The sequence below is a fragment of the Micromonospora parva genome (assembly GCF_000718515.1).
Taxonomy (GTDB): domain Bacteria; phylum Actinomycetota; class Actinomycetes; order Mycobacteriales; family Micromonosporaceae; genus Micromonospora; species Micromonospora parva.
This window is the reverse complement of record NZ_JNZS01000008.1, coordinates 160956-175056: the sequence shown is the minus strand read 5'-3', so window position 1 is coordinate 175056 and position 14101 is coordinate 160956. Positions and strand designations below refer to the sequence as shown.

The window sequence follows — 14101 nt, the reverse complement described above, 5'->3', positions numbered from 1 at the left end:
GCGGGCCGTTGGCTCAGCTCAGTCCTTGAGATCGGGGCCGGGTTCCAGGACCCGGGCGAGCCAGTCGGCCTGGGTGCGCCGTGCCGCGTCGGAGACGCGAACATGCGGGAACAGCGCCGAAAATCCGTGGAAGCCGCCAGCCCACAGGTGCAGTTCGGCCTGGCCGCCGGCGGCCCAGATCCGGGTGGCGTAGGTGACGTCCTCGTCGCGGAACACCTCGGCGGTCCCGGCGTCGATGTACGTGGTCGGCAGACCGGACAGGTCGTCCGCCAGTGCGGGTGAGACGTACGCGGAGACGTTCTGGTCGGGGTGCTCGCCGAGGACGCTGCGCCACCCGAACTCGTTCATCTCCCGGGTCCACACGCCGTCCAGCCCGCTGTACTGGTGACTGGAGGTGGTGTCGTTGCGGTGGTCGAGCATGGGGCACGACAGCAGTTGGGCGGCGATGGTCGGGGTGTTGCGGTCGCGAGCCATCAGTGTGACCCCTGCGGCAAGGCCACCTCCGGCGCTGGCGCCGGCCACGACGATGCGGGCGGGGTCGATGCCGAGATCCGCGGCGTTCTCGGCCACCCAGAGCAGACCGCGGTAGCAGTCGTCGACCAGGGTCGTGCCGGTTGCTTCCGGGGCCAGCCGGTATTCCACCGAGACCACGACGGCACCGAACCGGTCGAGCCATTCCAGCGGAATGTCGATGTTCGAGAAGCGGTCGCCCCACATCATCCCGCCGCCGTGGATCCAGTAGACGCAGGGTGCGCCGGCGGCACGATCGGTGGGGCTGAGGATGGACAGCGGGATCGGCGTTCCGTCACCGGCGGAAACTGTGACCTCGCGCCGGGAGACCGCGCGGCCTTCCAGGTGGATATCGATCGACGGTTGGGGGAAGTGGCGAAGCTGTTCGATCACCTCGGGGCCGAGGGGCGGCATGGGCGGCAGCTCAGTCAGGGGTACGAGCAACTCGGGGTCGATGCCCGCGCGGGGGAGGTTCATCGTGGATCCTTTCGCTGGTGCGGGTCGGGTGAGGGGGTGCTGTCGCCGGCTCAGAAGGTCGCCTTGCCGCCGACGGGCACCGCGTCGGTGTACGTCGAGTCGCCGGCCAGCAGCGGCTGAAGCTTCGCGACCAGGGCCTGCGCCTGCTCCCCGGCGAAGAACGCGCTGTGCGCCTCGGCGCTGGTCCAGCCCTCGATCACGTGGACGACGTCACGGTCGGTGGCCGAGCGGGCCACGAGGAAGACGACGCAGTCGGGGTGGGGCAGGGACGGCGCGTCGAGCAACAGTTCGATCAGCTCGTCCGCCTTTCCCGGCTGAGCGCTCATGGTGGCCTGGAACCCGTGGTGGGCAGTCATCGAAGTGACTCCTAATCGTCTAGCTCTTGCTGCGATCTCGGAAAACTGACACTTCAATAAGAGCATTGCCACCAGCGGAAACGTTAGACAGATGCTCTTGGGTTCTTGCCTGATTCTCTCGTTGTGACGAGCATCGGTCATGTGCTTCAATCGGGCCGTGTACCTCGACGAGCTGCGGACGTTGCTGGCCCGCCACGCCCACCCGGACATGCGCACCCCCATCGACGGGGTGCTGATCTCGAAGGTCGACCAGCAGACCGGACCAACCACGTCGATGTCGGGCACCGTGCTGGCGCTCATCGCTCAAGGCGCCAAACACATGGCGCTGGGTGACCGTGTGTACGAGTACCGGGCCGGCCAGTACCTTGTCGCGTCGGTGGATCTGCCGGTCACCGGCCGGTTCACCCAGGCCAGCGCCGACTCGCCAGCGCTGGGGTTCGGGCTGGTGCTGCATCCGGCCACGGTCGCCGAGTTGCTGCTGCAGGCGGCACCGGGCGACCTCCCACCCCTGTCCGGCGGAACGCCCTCCGGGATGGTGGTCAGCGACGCTCCCGACGAGCTCGGCGACGCGGTGGTCCGACTGCTTCGACTGCTGGACCGGCCCCGGGACGTCACGGTGCTCGCACCCCTGATCAAACGGGAGATTCTCTGGTTGTTGCTCAGCGGGGAGCAGGGTGCCGCAGTGCGGCAGCTGGGCCTGGCCGACAGCAGTCTCAGTCACATCGCCCGGGCGGTGCGGTGGATCCGCGACCACTACGCGCAGGCGTTCCGGGTGGAGGAGCTGGCCAGGCTGTCCGGGATGAGCGTTTCAGCGTTCTATCGCAACTTCCAGGCGGTGACCGCGATGAGCCCGATCCAGTTCCAGAAGCAGATCCGGTTGCAGGAGGCCCGGCTCCTGCTCGCCACCCACCCCAACGACATCACCGGGGTCGGCATCCGGGTCGGCTACGAGAGCCCGTCGCAGTTCAGTCGCGAATACCGTCGCCAGTTCGGCGCGCCGCCCAGCCAGGACGCCACCCGCCTGCGCGGCACCAGCCGAAGCGAGGTGCCAGCGGTCGTCTGACCGCAGACCGACGCGCCAACGACGGACGGACGCCGCCACGGCTGTGGCGGCGTCCGTCGCACTGTCAGCGGCGGTTGTACTTGTACATGGTCAGGGTGCCGAAGACGAGGACGAAGCCGGCGCTCCACAGCAGCAGCCACATCGTTGCCGACGGGTCCGACTCGCCGCTCATCGCGCCCCGGATCGCGGCCACCAGCTGCGTCACCGGGTTGACCTTCACGAACGCCTGGAGCCAGCCGGGCATGGTGCTCGGCTCGACGAAGACGTTGCTCAGGAACGTCAGCGGGAACAGCACCATCATGCTGACCCCCATCACCGACTTCTCACTGCGCAGGATCAGCCCGAAGAACGTCCACACCCAGGAGAACGCGAACGAGAAGATCACCAGCAGTCCGATGCCGGCGGCGACACCGAGCGCCCCGCCCTCGGGCCGGAAGCCGAGCACCAGCCCGAGGCCCAGGATCACCAGTGCGGCGAGGATATAGCGCAGCACGTCGCCGAAGATCATGCCGACCAGGGCGGCCGGGCGCCAGACGGGCAGCGTCCGGAACCTGTCGAAGATGCCCTTCTCGATGTCGGTGTTGAGGCCGACACCGGTGTACATGGTGATCATGACGACGCTGGTCACCATGATGCCGGGCAGGAAGAACTGCAGGTAGTCACGCGGGCTGCCGGCCAGGGCGCCACCGAACAGGTACGTGAACATCAGCACCATGATGATCGGGAACGCGGTCACGTCGAAGAGCTGCTCCGGCACGTGCTTGATCTTCAGCATGGCCCGCCAGCCGAAGGTGATCGACGCGCCCAGCGCGCTCGGCCGGGGAGGTCGGGCACCGGGCGCGAGGACTGTCGCCAGCGCCTCGGCGGACGGAACGTAGACGGCCGGCGCCCGTTCGGTGGTGGTGGTGGTGGTCTTGGTGTCGCTCATCGGGCTGCCTCCAGCTCGTCGTCGCGCTCGTCGGTCGGCACGGCGGGGTGGTCGGTCAGGGCCAGGAAGACCTCGTCCAGGCTCGGCTGGCCGAGGGAGAAGTTGTCGACCACGATGCCGGCGCGGGCCAGGTCGCTGAGCACGCGGGCGGCCTGGGCGCTGGCGTCGAGGTCGGTGCCGGCCTCACCGACGCGGGCGGTCAACGCCACCGGATCGGCGGCGAGCTGCACCGGCACACCGAGTGCCTCGCGGAGCACCCGCTCCGCGTCGGGGCGCTGCCCCGGGTCGCGCAGTCGCAGGTGGACGGTGCCCGAGCCGATCGACGACTTCAACTCACCCGGGGTGCCCTCCGCGATCACCCGGCCGTGGTCGACCACCGCGATCCGGCCGGCGAGCTGGTCGGCCTCGTCGAGGTACTGGGTGGTCAGCAGCACGGTCGTCCCGTGCGACACCACCGCTCGGACGATCTCCCACACCTGGTTGCGGCTTCGCGGGTCGAGGCCGGTGGTCGGTTCGTCGAGGAAGAGCAGATCCGGGGTGTTCAGGATGCTCGCGGCGATGTCGATGCGCCGCCGCATCCCACCCGAGTACTTCTTCACCTGACGGTCGCTCGCCTCGGTCAGCCCGAACGCGGCGAGCAGCGCTGCCGCGCGGTCCCGGGCGGCCGGCTTGCGCAGGCCGAGCAGGCGGGCCAGGAGCACCAGGTTCTCCGTACCGGTGAGGTCCTCGTCGACGGAGGCGTACTGGCCGGTGAGGCTGACCCGGGAACGGACCTTGTCGGCCTCGGTTACCACGTCGTGCCCGAAGACCCGGGCCGAACCGCCGTCGGGTCGCAGCAACGTGGCGAGCACCCGGACGGCTGTGGTCTTGCCCGCGCCGTTCGGGCCGAGCAGGCCGTAGACGGTGCCGGCGGGCACCTGCAGGTCGATGCCGGCCAGCGCCCGGGTGTCCCCGAACGAGCGGGTGAGCCCTTCGGCCTCGATGGCCAGGCCGGTGGTGCGTCTACTCATGATTTCTACCTTTCGTGGCGGACGTGTTCAGGAGACGTAGGGCCGAGCCGCCCGGCCGTCGCGCAGCGCCAGGCCCCACCAGCGCAGCTGGTCGAGCAGGGCGTCGACGTCGCGGCGCAGTTCGTCGGTGCACCGGGCGGTCGGTTCGCCGGCGAGCAGGTCGATCCCGACGACGTCGCGCACCGTCATCGCGTGCAGTGCGGTGAAGACGGTGCGGAGCTGGTCGACGGCGTGCCCGCCGGTGGACCGACAGCCGTACGACACGAAGCCGACCGGTTTGGCCTGCCACTCGTCGTACGCGTAGTCGATGGCTTGTTTCAAGGGTGCCGGGAAGCTGTGGTTGTACTCGGGGGTGACCACGACGAACGCGTCCGCCCGGCCCACCTCGCGAACGAACGCCCGGATCGGCGCGGTCGGCTCGGCGGGGTAGGTGGCCGGGAAGTCGTACCCGGTCAGGTCAACGACCGTCACCGCCAGGTCGTCGTGCCGCCCGGCCTGCTCGACGAACCAGGTGGCGAGCCGGTCGCCGACCCGCCCCTCCCGCGTGCTGCCGACGATCACGGCGATCCGTAGCGGCGTCATGGCCACCCCCTTCCATTCTGAAGGCGCGAGGTGACAGCGGGCGCCCGCTAGATCTGATCTAGCGGGCGCGGTTTCGGGGCGGAGTGTCGGTGGGATCGGCTTGACTGGGGTCGACGAACGGGGGAAACGGGATGGCCCAGGTACGCATCGAACCGTGGCACGAGGACGACCTCTACCTGCTGCGGCAGCTCAACTCACCGGACACCCGCAAGCACACCGGCGGCCCGGAGACCGACGAGCAGGTGCTCGCCCGCCACGACCGGTACGTGCACTTCGCCGACACCGGGCAGGGCTGCATGTTCACGCTGGTGCTGCCGGACGGGGCGCGGGCGGGCAGCGTCGGCTACTGGGGTCGGGAGTGGCGCGACCACCCGGTGTACGAGCTGGGTTGGGCGGTGCTGCCCGCGTACCGGGGGATGGGGCTGGCCACGACGGCGGTGCGTGCGGTGGTGGACGTCGTTCGCGCCCGACGGGACCGGCGCTACGCGCACGCCTACCCCTCGGTGGACAATCCCGCGTCGAACGCGGTGTGTCGCAAGGCGGGTTTCACGCTGCTCGGCGAGACCGGTTTCGAATATCCGCCGGGGCGGATGATGCGGGCCAACGACTGGCAACTCGACCTGACCGCCCCACCGACAGTGAGCTGAGGTCGGCGGGGCGGCCGGTGACAGGTCACCAGGTGGTGTCGAGGCGGTGTCGTTGCTCGGCGGTCAGCTCCAGGTCGACAGCCGCCAGGCTCTCCTCCAGTTGCGCCACCGACGAGGCGCCCACCAGCGGGATGGACGGCAGCTCGCCGCCCAGCAACCAGGCGAGCACCACCTGGTTGACCGTCGCGCCGCTCTGCCCTGCCACCTCCCGCAGCGCGGCCAGTCGCCGGGGCGCGCTCGGCAGGTCGTACGCCGAGCTGAGCGGCTTGTCCGCCCGGGTGAACGCCCCCTTGAGCAGCGGCGAGTACGCCACCAGGGTCAGCTCGGGTTCGGCACGCAGGTAGCTGAGCAGGTCACCGCTGACGCCGCCCGGCTCGCCGTCCGGGTCCAGTTCGCTGATCACGTCGGTGCGGTTCGGCAGGTAACTGCGGTGGTACTGGAGCACCTCGTACCCCGGCAGGCCGGCGGCGGCGGCCAACGCGCGGGCCCGTTCCACCCGCCAGGCCCGGTGGTTGCTGGCGCCCAGCAGACCCACAGTGCCCTCGGCGACCAGCTCGGCGAAGCCCTCCACGGTCTCCTGGAGCGGCACGGTCCGGTCCTCGATGTGTGCGTAGAGCAGGTCCAGCCGCTCCACCCCGAGCCGTTCCCGGCTGCGCTCCGCGGACTCGCGGATCATCTTGGCGGACAGGCCCTCGGCGTTGTCCAGGTAGCTGGTCCCCGGGGCCAGCGGTCGGGCACCCAGCTTGGTGGCGATGACGATCTCGGTGCCGACGCCCCGGCTGCGCCGCCACCTGCCGAGCAACTCCTCACTCTGCCCGCCCTGGCCGCCGTCCACCCAGAACGCGTAGTTGTCCGACGTGTCGATGAACGTGCCGCCGGCCTCGACGTACCGGTCCAGGATCGCGTACGAGGTGGCCTCGTCGGTGGCGCTGCCGAAGAGCATCGCGCCGAGGCTGAGCACGCTGACCTCGCGCCGGGTCGCCGGGTCGGCGCCGATCGTGCGGTACCGCATGGGGGTCTCCTCTCGTGCGCCCTACCGGTGGGCGCACGAGTCACACTGCCGGCTGGAGCGCACTCCAGGTCAAGCGCTCAGTCACCACTGCAGCACGCCGTACCCACCGCCGGCGTTCATCTGGAAGCCCCACAGCAGCCCGCTCGGCCCGTCGGCTGGCAGGGTCGCCAGGTGCACGCTCACCTCGGCGCCCTGTTCTGCCGTGCGGAAGCCGCTGTTGCCGTTCAGGTCGGTGGGCCGCATCCGTCCCGGCAGGTGCTCGCGTCGCTGGCCCGGGCGCTGCTGTTGAGCCGGGACGAGCGGGAGTACCTGTTCCGGGTTGCCGGGGAGAACCCGCCGCCGACCCGTGGGCCGAGCCGGGCGGTGCCGTCGGGCCTACGGCACCTGCTCGACGCGATGACCGAGACCCCGGCGTACCTCGTCGACGCCGCGTACCACGTGCTGGCCTGTAACCGTCTGGCCACGTACTTCGTCGGGGATCTCTCGACAGTGCCCGACGCGGACCGCAACATGATCCGCTGGACGTACCGGCAGCCGGTGACCAGCGGCCACTGGAATGACGCCGAGATTCTCCGGTTCGTCCGCGGTACGGTCGCGGATCTGCGGGCCGCGTACGGCCGCTACCCGGCCGACCCGGCGATCCGTGAGCTGGTGACCGAACTGCTCGGCACGTCACCCCGGTTCGCCCAGCTCTGGGCCGAGCACGACGTGGCCGAACGTCGCCCCGTCGTGAAGCGGGTGCCGCACCCCGGGCTGGGGCCGTTGGAGTTCGAGTGCCGGGTGCTGCACGTGCAGGAGACCGACCAGCGACTGATCGTCTACGTACCCGAGCCCGGCTCGCCGACCCAGGCGGCGTTTCACCGGATTGCGCAGCGCGTCTGTTCCTGACCTGCCGGCGACAGCGTGATGCCTCAGGGTCATTACGACGACTCTGAGGCATCACGCTCGTTGGAGACCTGCCCGCCGGTGGCGGGCTCGGCTCAGTTGGGCAGGTAGGCGAAGGTGTCCGGGTTCGGGCCCTGCCGACCGGCCTCGCCCTTGTTCAGCTCGGTGATCCGCTCCATCGCCACGTCGTCCAGCTCGAAGTCGAAGATCCGGGTGTTCTCCTCGATCCGCTTCGGGGTGGTCGACTTCGGGAAGATGATGTCGCCGCGCTGCACATGCCAGCGGAGCACCACCTGCGCCGGGGTCCGGCCGAGCTGCTCGGCGATGTCGACAACCGTCGGGTCGCCGAGCACGTTGCCCTGCGCGATGGGCGACCACGCCTCGGTGAGAATGTTGTGCTCCCGGCCGTAGGCGCGGACCTCGTCGTTGGTGAAGTACGGGTGCGCCTCGATCTGGTTGACCGCCGGCACGACGCTCGCCTCGTCGGCCAGTCGCTGCAGGTGCGGCACCTGGAAGTTCGACACGCCGATCGAGCGGGCCCGACCGTCGCGCTGGACCTCCTCCAACACCTTCCAGGTCGACACGTAGTCGCCGTCGTACAGCGTCGGCAGCGGCCAGTGGATCAGGAACAGGTCGATGTAGTCCATCTTCAGCGCCGCCAGCGTCGAGTCGAACGCCCTGCGGGCGTCGTCGGGGCGGTGGAAGCCGTTGTTCAGCTTGCTGGTCACGTAGACCGCGCCCCGGTCCAGGCCGGACATCCGTACCGCCTCGCCGACCTCGGCCTCGTTGCCGTACATCTCGGCGGTGTCGATGTGGCGGTAGCCGATCTCCAACGCGGTGCTCACCGCCGCGACGGTGTCCTTCGGCTCGATCTGGAACACCCCGAAGCCGAGCTGAGGAATGGTGGTGCCGTCGTTCAGGCTGATGTCGGGAATCGTGATTGCCACTGCGGCTCCTTCGCGTCTTCGTTTACCTGTCATCCATACCCGGGCAGGTGGACGAATCACCGCTCAAGCCGGCGTGACGAACGCAACGGCGGATCGGTTCACCCGGTCGTGTCGAACAGCACCGGCCACGGCCGTGCCGCCGGTGTCGACGCCGACGGCGGCTCGGGCGCGGTGGGCTCGGCCAGCACGTCCGCGGCGAGTTGGCCGAACATCGCCGCCGCCGGGTGCGCGGACCGTTCTGGCCAGGCCGCCGAGGTGCGTTTCGCCAGCGGCGCGTCGACGATCGGCCGCCAGGCCATCCGGGGTTCCCGGCGGGCCACCGCCGCCGGTTCCACCGCCACCGCGCCGCCGGCCAGCACCAGCCCGAAGAGGAACTCCGGGTTGCGGGCCGGGCGCACCCGGGTCGGGCGCCAACCGTGCTGCCGGCACACCGCCAGCAGGTGATCGTGCCAGCCGGGGGCGGTGGCGCGGGGCGCGGCCACCAGATCCAGACCGGCGAGCGACGCCAGCGTCACCGCACGGTCGCGGGCCAACGGCGAGGTGCGCGGCAGCAACACCCCCAGGGGTACGTCGACCGGGGCGCCGAAACGTAACCCGTCCGCCGCCACCGGGTGATGCACGAGCCCCACGTCCAGGGTCCGCTCGGCGAGCATCCGTACCTGCTCGGCGGTGGTCAGCTCGTGCAGCTCCACGTCCAGCCCGGGTGCCCGGGCGCTGAGCCCGTCCAACAGCGAGCGCAGCGTCACAGCGGGCGTCTCCGGTGGCACCCCGGCCCGCAGTACGCCCAGCTCACCGGCACGGATCTGGGCCATCAGGCTGCGCAGTCGCCCCTCGCCGGCGAGCAGTTCCTCCGCCTCGCCGAGCAGCAGCTCACCGGCGGTGGTCAGGCGTACCTGGCGGCGGGAGCGGTCGAACAGCTCGACCGTCAGCTCCCGTTCCAGCCGCTGGATCGACTGGCTCAGCGGCGGCTGGGCCATTCCGAGCAGCTCCGCGGCCCGCCCGAAGTGCAGTTCGTGTGCGACCACCACGAAGTGCCGCAGGTGCCGGAGCAGGTCCACGGCCGGGACCCTACGCCAGCGCCGCCACGGTGCCGCTGGATACCGTGCTGGCGTGGACGTGCAGGAACGGATCGAGGCCATCTTCGCCGCCGCCGGGGTGACGGCCAGCATGCACGCCGTCGACCTGGACGCTGTGGACCTGGCCGCCGACGGCCCGACCGGCAGTGGCCGGGAGGTCGGGGTGCGGGCCGACGAGCAGGTGGTGATCGCCTCGATCTTCAAGATCCTGCTGGTGCTGGAGTTCGCCCGGCAGGTCGAGGCCGGTCAGCTGGACCCGACCGAGCGGGTACTGGTCACCGCCGCCGACCGGCTCGGCGGGTGGGGTCTGGCGGGCTGCGTCGACGACGCCGAGGTGTCGCTGCGCGACCTCGCCTACTTCGCCATGTCGGTCAGCGACAACACCGCCGCCGACCTGCTGCTGCGCCGGGTCGGCCCGGACCTGCTGCCGATCCTCGCCGTCGAGCTGGGGCTGACCCGTACCCGCGTCCTCGGCGGCCCCCGGGACCTGGTCGAGGTGATGCTCGCCGACGTGGGCGCGCGCACCGAGGCGGAGTTCGCCAGGATCTTTCCCACCCTGCCGGCGGAGCGGGTCCGGGCCATGCGGGTCTTCGACCCCGCGCGCACCACGTCCAGCACGGCCCGGGAGATCACCCGGCTGCTCACGCTGATCTGGCGGGACGAGGCCGGGCCGCCCGCAGCGTGCGCGATGGTTCGCACCTGGATGGCCCGGCAGCTCTTCTGGACCCGGCTGGCCGCCGGTTTCCCGCCCGGCGTCCGGGTGTCCGGAAAGACCGGCACCCTGCCCGGGTTGCACCTGGAGGCCGGCGTCGCCGAGTACCCCGACGGCGGCCGGTACGCGATAGCCGTCTTCGCCCGTGCCGAACAGTTGACCCCGCGCCGCATCGACGTGGACCTGGCGATGGGGGAGGCCGCCCGGACGGCCGTCGAGGCGCTGCGCGGTAACTGATTTGTCGCCCGTCGGAGCGTCTGCGCACCGCCGCTGAGCAGGTCCGATATGCGGCGTCGTATCGGAGCCGACGGCGTTTGATCTTGGACCGGGGCCGGGTGGCGCTGGTTGGCTCGTGTCGACCGATCACCCGAGCACGGGGAGCAGATCCGCATGCCCAACCTCGACCGTCGCCGCTTCCTGCGCGACGCCGCCGCCACCACCGCCCTGGTCTCCGCCGGTGGCCTCGCCGCCGGCGTCGCCACACCGGCCCAGGCCGCGCCCCCGACCGCCGCCCCCGCGCCGACCGCGCGCCGCAAGGGCGCGGTCAGCTTCCGCTGGTGGGGTACGGCCGGCTGGCGCGTCGACATCGGCGACCGCACCGTCCTCGTCGACCCGTTCCTCAGCCGCATCGACACCGGGCTGTTCACCGGCCCGTTCAACACGCAGACCCGGTTGACAGTGCGCACCGACGTGATCGACCCGCGCGTCGACAAGGCCCTGACGGTGCTCGTCACGCACACCCACTGGGACCACTTCATGGACGTGCCGTACATCGCCGAGCGCACCGGCGCGCGGGTGTTCGGCACGCTGACCGCGTACCACCTGGGGTTGGCCTACGGGTTGCCGTCGACGCAGCTCAGCGCCGTCAAGGGTGGCGAGGTGCTGGACTTCGGGGACCACACCGTCGAGGTGGTCGGCTCACTGCACAGCCGCAACCCGTCGTACTCGGTGGCCTTTCCCGGGGTGCTGGTGACCCCACCGCCGCAGCCGGCCACCATCGCTGACCTGCCGGAGGGCGACACGCTGGGCTACCTGCTGCGGGTCGACGGCGGCCCGTCGGTCTACTTCACCGGGGCCAGCGACGTCGCCGAGCGGAATCTGACCGGCCTCGCGCCCGACGTGGCGATGGTGGCCATGCAGAACGCCACCACCACCGGCGACTACCTGCCCCGGCTGCTGGCCGGCCTCGACTACCCGAAGGTCGTGGTGCCGGTGCACTACGACAACTTCGAGACGGCGTTGCAGAACCCGCCGACCGTCGCACCGACCGACCGCACCCGGCTGAACGAGATGATCGCGGCGATCCGCCGGATCTCGCCGCGCAGCCGGGTCCTGGTGCCCGAGTACGAGACCGCGTACCACTTCTGAGCAGCGCGGATGGGGGTCGCGGGGGCCGCGACCCCCACCGTGCTCAGCCAGCGGTCATCTCCGCCAGGGCCCGCACCGACTTCCAGTTGCGGGTGGTGGCCACCACGCCGAGCTTCTTCTCCAGGTACGCGTTGGTGAACTTCGACCGGCCGTAACCGCCGTCGACGTAGTGCAGGAACACCTCCCGGCCGGTCACCGTGAACGACACGTTCTCGCCACCGGGCACGGCGAGCGCGTCCACAGCGGACTTCTCCGGCGCGGTGGCGAGGAAGGCCACCAGCAGTCGGGTCGGGTCGTCGTCCCGGTCGGCGTACGGGTTGCCGCCGGCGATCGCCGCCAGCTCCCGGCCGCTGCGCACCAGCACCGGCACTGACAACGCCAGCTCGCCGGTGAGCGCCCGCTCAATGCCGGCCGCCAGTTTCTCCGCGTCGCGCACCGTGCTGCCGAAGGTCACGTTGCCGCTCTGCAGGTACGTCCTGACGTCCTCGTGACCGAGGTCGGTGACGATCCGGCGCAGGTCGGCCATCGCCAGCCGGGTGTTGGCGCCGACGTTGACCCCGCGCAGCAGGGCGACGTAACGGGTCATGGTTCCTCCTCGGATGCGCGCCGACCGGCTCAGCGTAGGCCGCCCGGCCCGACCAGTCCCGTCTCGTACGCGACGATGACCAGTTGCGCCCGGTCGCGTACCGCCAGCTTGGTCAGCAGCCGCCCGACGTGCGTCTTCACGGTGGCCTGGCTGAGGTTCAGGTGCGCGGCCAGCTCCGCGTTGGACAGGCCGCGGGCGATCAGCGCCAGCACCTCCCGTTCCCGGTCGGTCACCCCGTCGAGCCGCCGGGGCAACGGCCTGGTCGGCTCCGGCCGCCGGGCGAACTCGTCGATCAGCCGGCGGGTCACCGTCGGCGCGAGCAACCCCTCCCCGGCGGCGACCACCCGGATCCCGGTCAGCAGGTCCGCCGGTGGGGTGTCCTTGAGCAGGAACCCGCTGGCCCCGGCGCGCAGCGCCCCGTAGACGTACTCGTCGAGGTCGAACGTGGTCAGGATGATGACCCGGGTGTCGGCCGTCGCCGGGTCGGCGCAGATCCGCCGGGTCGCCTCGATGCCGTCCATCTCCGGCATCCGGACGTCCATCAGCACCACATCCGGGTGGTGCTGCCCGGTCAACGCGACGGCCTGCGCGCCGGTGCCCGCCTCGCCGACTGTGGTGCAGTCCGGGCTGAGATCGACCAGCAGCCGGAAACTGCCGCGCAGCAACGCCTGGTCGTCGGCGATCAGCACCCGGATCACGCGGCCACCCGGTAGGGCAGGCTGGCCGTCACCGCGAAGCCGCCGTCGGCGCGTGGGCCGGCGCGGAACTCCCCGCCGTGCAACGCCACCCGTTCCCGCATGCCGATCAACCCGTGCCCCTCCCCGCCGAGCAGGACCGGCCGCCGCCCGTCGTCGGTCACCTCCACCCGCACCTCGTCGGGCCGGACGGTCACCGTGGCCCGGCACTCGGCCGGCGCAGCGTGCTTCACCACGTTCGTCACCGCCTCCTGCACGATCCGGTACACCGCGAGGCCCACCGACTCCGGCACCGCGCCGGCCGGCTCCTCCCGTCGTACGTCGAGCTGCACGTCGACCCCGCCGATCGCCGCCTGCCGGGCGAGGACGGGCAACTCGTCCAGCCCGGGCGTCGGGGCGTACGGGCTGTCCGCACGCAGGACGCCGAGCACGCGACGCACATCGTTCAGGGCGGTGCGGCCGGTCTCCTCGATGACCCGCAGCGCGGCGCCCGCCTCCCGGGGGTCGGCCTCGGCGACGTGGTTGGCGACGGCCGCCTTCACCACGATGAGGCTCAGCGTGTGCGCGACCACGTCGTGCAGCTCGCGCGCCACCCGCAACCGCTCCTCGGTGGCTGCCTGACGGACCAACTGGTCGCTCTGCCGGGCGGCGAGGGCGCGTCGCTCCCGGATCAGCCAGCCGATCACCCAGGCCGGCGCGATCATGACGGTGGCGTAGACGACAGCGCCGGTACGCGACCAGAGGTCGCCAGCGGTCAGCACCAGGGCGACGCTCACCAGTGCGAGACAACCGGCGGCGCACAGCATCGACCGGCGGGTGGGCGTCGACACGGCCACCGTGTAGAAGGCCAGGCCGATGGCGAACGCCGGCGCGGCGGCCGCGAAGTTGGGTATCACCCCGGTGATCAGGGCGACGGTGGCCACGGAGCTGATCGTCGCGGCCACCGTCACCGGCCAGCGTCGGCGGACCGCCAACGGCAGCCCCAGGGCCATCCCGACCAGCACGGACACCCAGAGCGGCTCGTGTACGCCACCGTGCAGCGGCGACTCCAGCGCCGCGTACGGGCAGAGCGCCCCGCCCACGGCCAGCGCCAGCAACACGTCCACCGTGTACAGGTCCACCGGCCGCATCCGTCGGGTCAACAGGAGAGCGGTCACCCGTCGAACGGTAACGGCCGGCCCGGCCGGCCGCGTCCACCCGCGGGTGGTCATCCCCGGGGACGACGTGCCGGCGCTGCCGGGCCGCCG

The 14101-nt window shown here is 71.2% G+C and carries 16 protein-coding genes; 5 read left to right on the top strand and 11 right to left on the bottom strand.

Annotated elements, in window-relative coordinates:
• Positions 1-18: 18 nt before the first annotated feature.
• Entirely contained in the window at positions 19-987 is a 969-nt protein-coding gene (locus IF22_RS0112340; RefSeq protein WP_030331385.1) for an alpha/beta hydrolase, read from the bottom strand.
• 50 nt (positions 988-1037) lie between these two features.
• The gene (locus tag IF22_RS0112335) at positions 1038-1343 is read right to left on the bottom strand and encodes a putative quinol monooxygenase (protein WP_030331383.1); all 306 of its coding nucleotides are present in this window, start codon (positions 1341-1343) and stop codon (positions 1038-1040) included.
• A gap of 139 nt (positions 1344-1482) precedes the next feature.
• Here IF22_RS0112335 and IF22_RS0112330 point away from each other — a divergent pair, with 139 nt between their 5' ends.
• A complete protein-coding gene (locus IF22_RS0112330) occupies positions 1483-2406 on the top strand; it encodes an AraC family transcriptional regulator (protein ID WP_209444545.1) in 924 nt (307 codons plus the stop codon).
• Positions 2407-2470: 64 nt separating this feature from the next.
• Here IF22_RS0112330 and IF22_RS0112325 read toward each other — a convergent pair whose 3' ends face one another.
• From IF22_RS0112325 to IF22_RS0112315, 3 genes are read right to left on the bottom strand one after another with little or no spacing between them, the layout of a single operon-like run.
• Positions 2471-3334 carry an ABC transporter permease gene (locus IF22_RS0112325; RefSeq protein ID WP_030331379.1) on the bottom strand — a complete coding sequence of 288 codons (864 nt, stop codon included), beginning with the start codon at positions 3332-3334 and terminating at the stop codon, positions 2471-2473.
• Positions 3331-4344: a daunorubicin resistance protein DrrA family ABC transporter ATP-binding protein gene (locus IF22_RS0112320; protein ID WP_030331377.1), complete on the bottom strand. Its 1014-nt coding sequence runs from the start codon at positions 4342-4344 to the stop codon at positions 3331-3333. The genes IF22_RS0112325 and IF22_RS0112320 overlap by 4 nt, the downstream gene beginning before the upstream one ends.
• A 27-nt stretch (positions 4345-4371) precedes the next feature.
• Positions 4372-4926 carry an NADPH-dependent FMN reductase gene (locus IF22_RS0112315; RefSeq protein ID WP_030331374.1) on the bottom strand — a complete coding sequence of 185 codons (555 nt, stop codon included), beginning with the start codon at positions 4924-4926 and terminating at the stop codon, positions 4372-4374.
• A gap of 131 nt (positions 4927-5057) precedes the next feature.
• Here IF22_RS0112315 and IF22_RS0112310 point away from each other — a divergent pair, with 131 nt between their 5' ends.
• Complete coding sequence (locus tag IF22_RS0112310) at positions 5058-5573, top strand: GNAT family N-acetyltransferase (protein WP_030331373.1); 516 nt, start codon at positions 5058-5060, stop codon at positions 5571-5573.
• A 25-nt stretch (positions 5574-5598) separates the two neighbouring features.
• Here IF22_RS0112310 and IF22_RS0112305 read toward each other — a convergent pair whose 3' ends face one another.
• Complete coding sequence (locus IF22_RS0112305; RefSeq protein ID WP_030331371.1) at positions 5599-6585, bottom strand: aldo/keto reductase; 987 nt, start codon at positions 6583-6585, stop codon at positions 5599-5601.
• 171 nt (positions 6586-6756) lie between these two features.
• On the opposite strand from IF22_RS0112305, the gene IF22_RS0112295 reads away from it, so the two are divergent.
• The gene (locus tag IF22_RS0112295; protein ID WP_245233614.1) at positions 6757-7473 is read left to right on the top strand and encodes an MmyB family transcriptional regulator; all 717 of its coding nucleotides are present in this window, start codon (positions 6757-6759) and stop codon (positions 7471-7473) included.
• 92 nt (positions 7474-7565) lie between these two features.
• Here the strand turns inward: IF22_RS0112295 and IF22_RS0112290 are convergent, their stop codons facing one another.
• The gene (locus IF22_RS0112290; protein WP_030331366.1) at positions 7566-8417 is read right to left on the bottom strand and encodes an aldo/keto reductase; all 852 of its coding nucleotides are present in this window, start codon (positions 8415-8417) and stop codon (positions 7566-7568) included.
• Between the two features lie 98 nt (positions 8418-8515).
• The gene (locus IF22_RS0112285) at positions 8516-9475 is read right to left on the bottom strand and encodes a LysR family transcriptional regulator (RefSeq protein ID WP_030331364.1); all 960 of its coding nucleotides are present in this window, start codon (positions 9473-9475) and stop codon (positions 8516-8518) included.
• Positions 9476-9527: 52 nt separating this feature from the next.
• Here IF22_RS0112285 and IF22_RS0112280 point away from each other — a divergent pair, with 52 nt between their 5' ends.
• Both IF22_RS0112280 and IF22_RS0112275 read left to right on the top strand, forming a co-directional pair.
• Entirely contained in the window at positions 9528-10442 is a 915-nt protein-coding gene (locus IF22_RS0112280; RefSeq protein ID WP_030331363.1) for a serine hydrolase, read from the top strand.
• Positions 10443-10595: 153 nt separating this feature from the next.
• Positions 10596-11573, top strand: coding sequence for an MBL fold metallo-hydrolase (locus IF22_RS0112275; RefSeq protein WP_030331361.1), 978 nt, complete (start codon positions 10596-10598; stop codon positions 11571-11573).
• 43 nt (positions 11574-11616) lie between these two features.
• On the opposite strand, the gene IF22_RS0112270 is transcribed toward IF22_RS0112275, so the two are convergent.
• Genes IF22_RS0112270 through IF22_RS0112260 form a run of 3 tightly spaced genes read right to left on the bottom strand, consistent with a single transcriptional unit; the run spans position 11617 to position 14011 of the window.
• Positions 11617-12159, bottom strand: coding sequence for a DUF1697 domain-containing protein (locus IF22_RS0112270; protein WP_030331359.1), 543 nt, complete (start codon positions 12157-12159; stop codon positions 11617-11619).
• A gap of 29 nt (positions 12160-12188) precedes the next feature.
• Complete coding sequence (locus tag IF22_RS0112265; RefSeq protein WP_030331357.1) at positions 12189-12857, bottom strand: response regulator; 669 nt, start codon at positions 12855-12857, stop codon at positions 12189-12191.
• Positions 12854-14011, bottom strand: a complete 1158-nt coding sequence (locus tag IF22_RS0112260; RefSeq protein WP_030331355.1) for a sensor histidine kinase — start codon at positions 14009-14011, stop codon at positions 12854-12856. Before IF22_RS0112260 ends, IF22_RS0112265 begins: the two co-directional genes overlap by 4 nt.
• Between the last annotated feature and the right edge of the window lie 90 nt (positions 14012-14101).

Excerpts from the sequence above, each read along its gene's own strand:
- IF22_RS0112325 (WP_030331379.1), bottom strand. The coding sequence starts at position 3,334 with ATGAGCGACACCAAGACCACCACCACCACCACCGAACGGGCGCCGGCC.
- IF22_RS0112310 (WP_030331373.1), top strand. The coding sequence starts at position 5,058 with ATGGCCCAGGTACGCATCGAACCGTGGCACGAGGACGACCTCTACCTG.
- IF22_RS0112315 (WP_030331374.1), bottom strand. The coding sequence starts at position 4,926 with ATGACGCCGCTACGGATCGCCGTGATCGTCGGCAGCACGCGGGAGGGG.
- IF22_RS0112305 (WP_030331371.1), bottom strand. The coding sequence starts at position 6,585 with ATGCGGTACCGCACGATCGGCGCCGACCCGGCGACCCGGCGCGAGGTC.
- IF22_RS0112275 (WP_030331361.1), top strand. The coding sequence starts at position 10,596 with ATGCCCAACCTCGACCGTCGCCGCTTCCTGCGCGACGCCGCCGCCACC.
- IF22_RS0112320 (WP_030331377.1), bottom strand. The coding sequence starts at position 4,344 with ATGAGTAGACGCACCACCGGCCTGGCCATCGAGGCCGAAGGGCTCACC.
- IF22_RS0112335 (WP_030331383.1), bottom strand. The coding sequence starts at position 1,343 with ATGACTGCCCACCACGGGTTCCAGGCCACCATGAGCGCTCAGCCGGGA.
- IF22_RS0112270 (WP_030331359.1), bottom strand. The coding sequence starts at position 12,159 with ATGACCCGTTACGTCGCCCTGCTGCGCGGGGTCAACGTCGGCGCCAAC.
- IF22_RS0112340 (WP_030331385.1), bottom strand. The coding sequence starts at position 987 with ATGAACCTCCCCCGCGCGGGCATCGACCCCGAGTTGCTCGTACCCCTG.
- IF22_RS0112330 (WP_209444545.1), top strand. The coding sequence starts at position 1,483 with ATGTGCTTCAATCGGGCCGTGTACCTCGACGAGCTGCGGACGTTGCTG.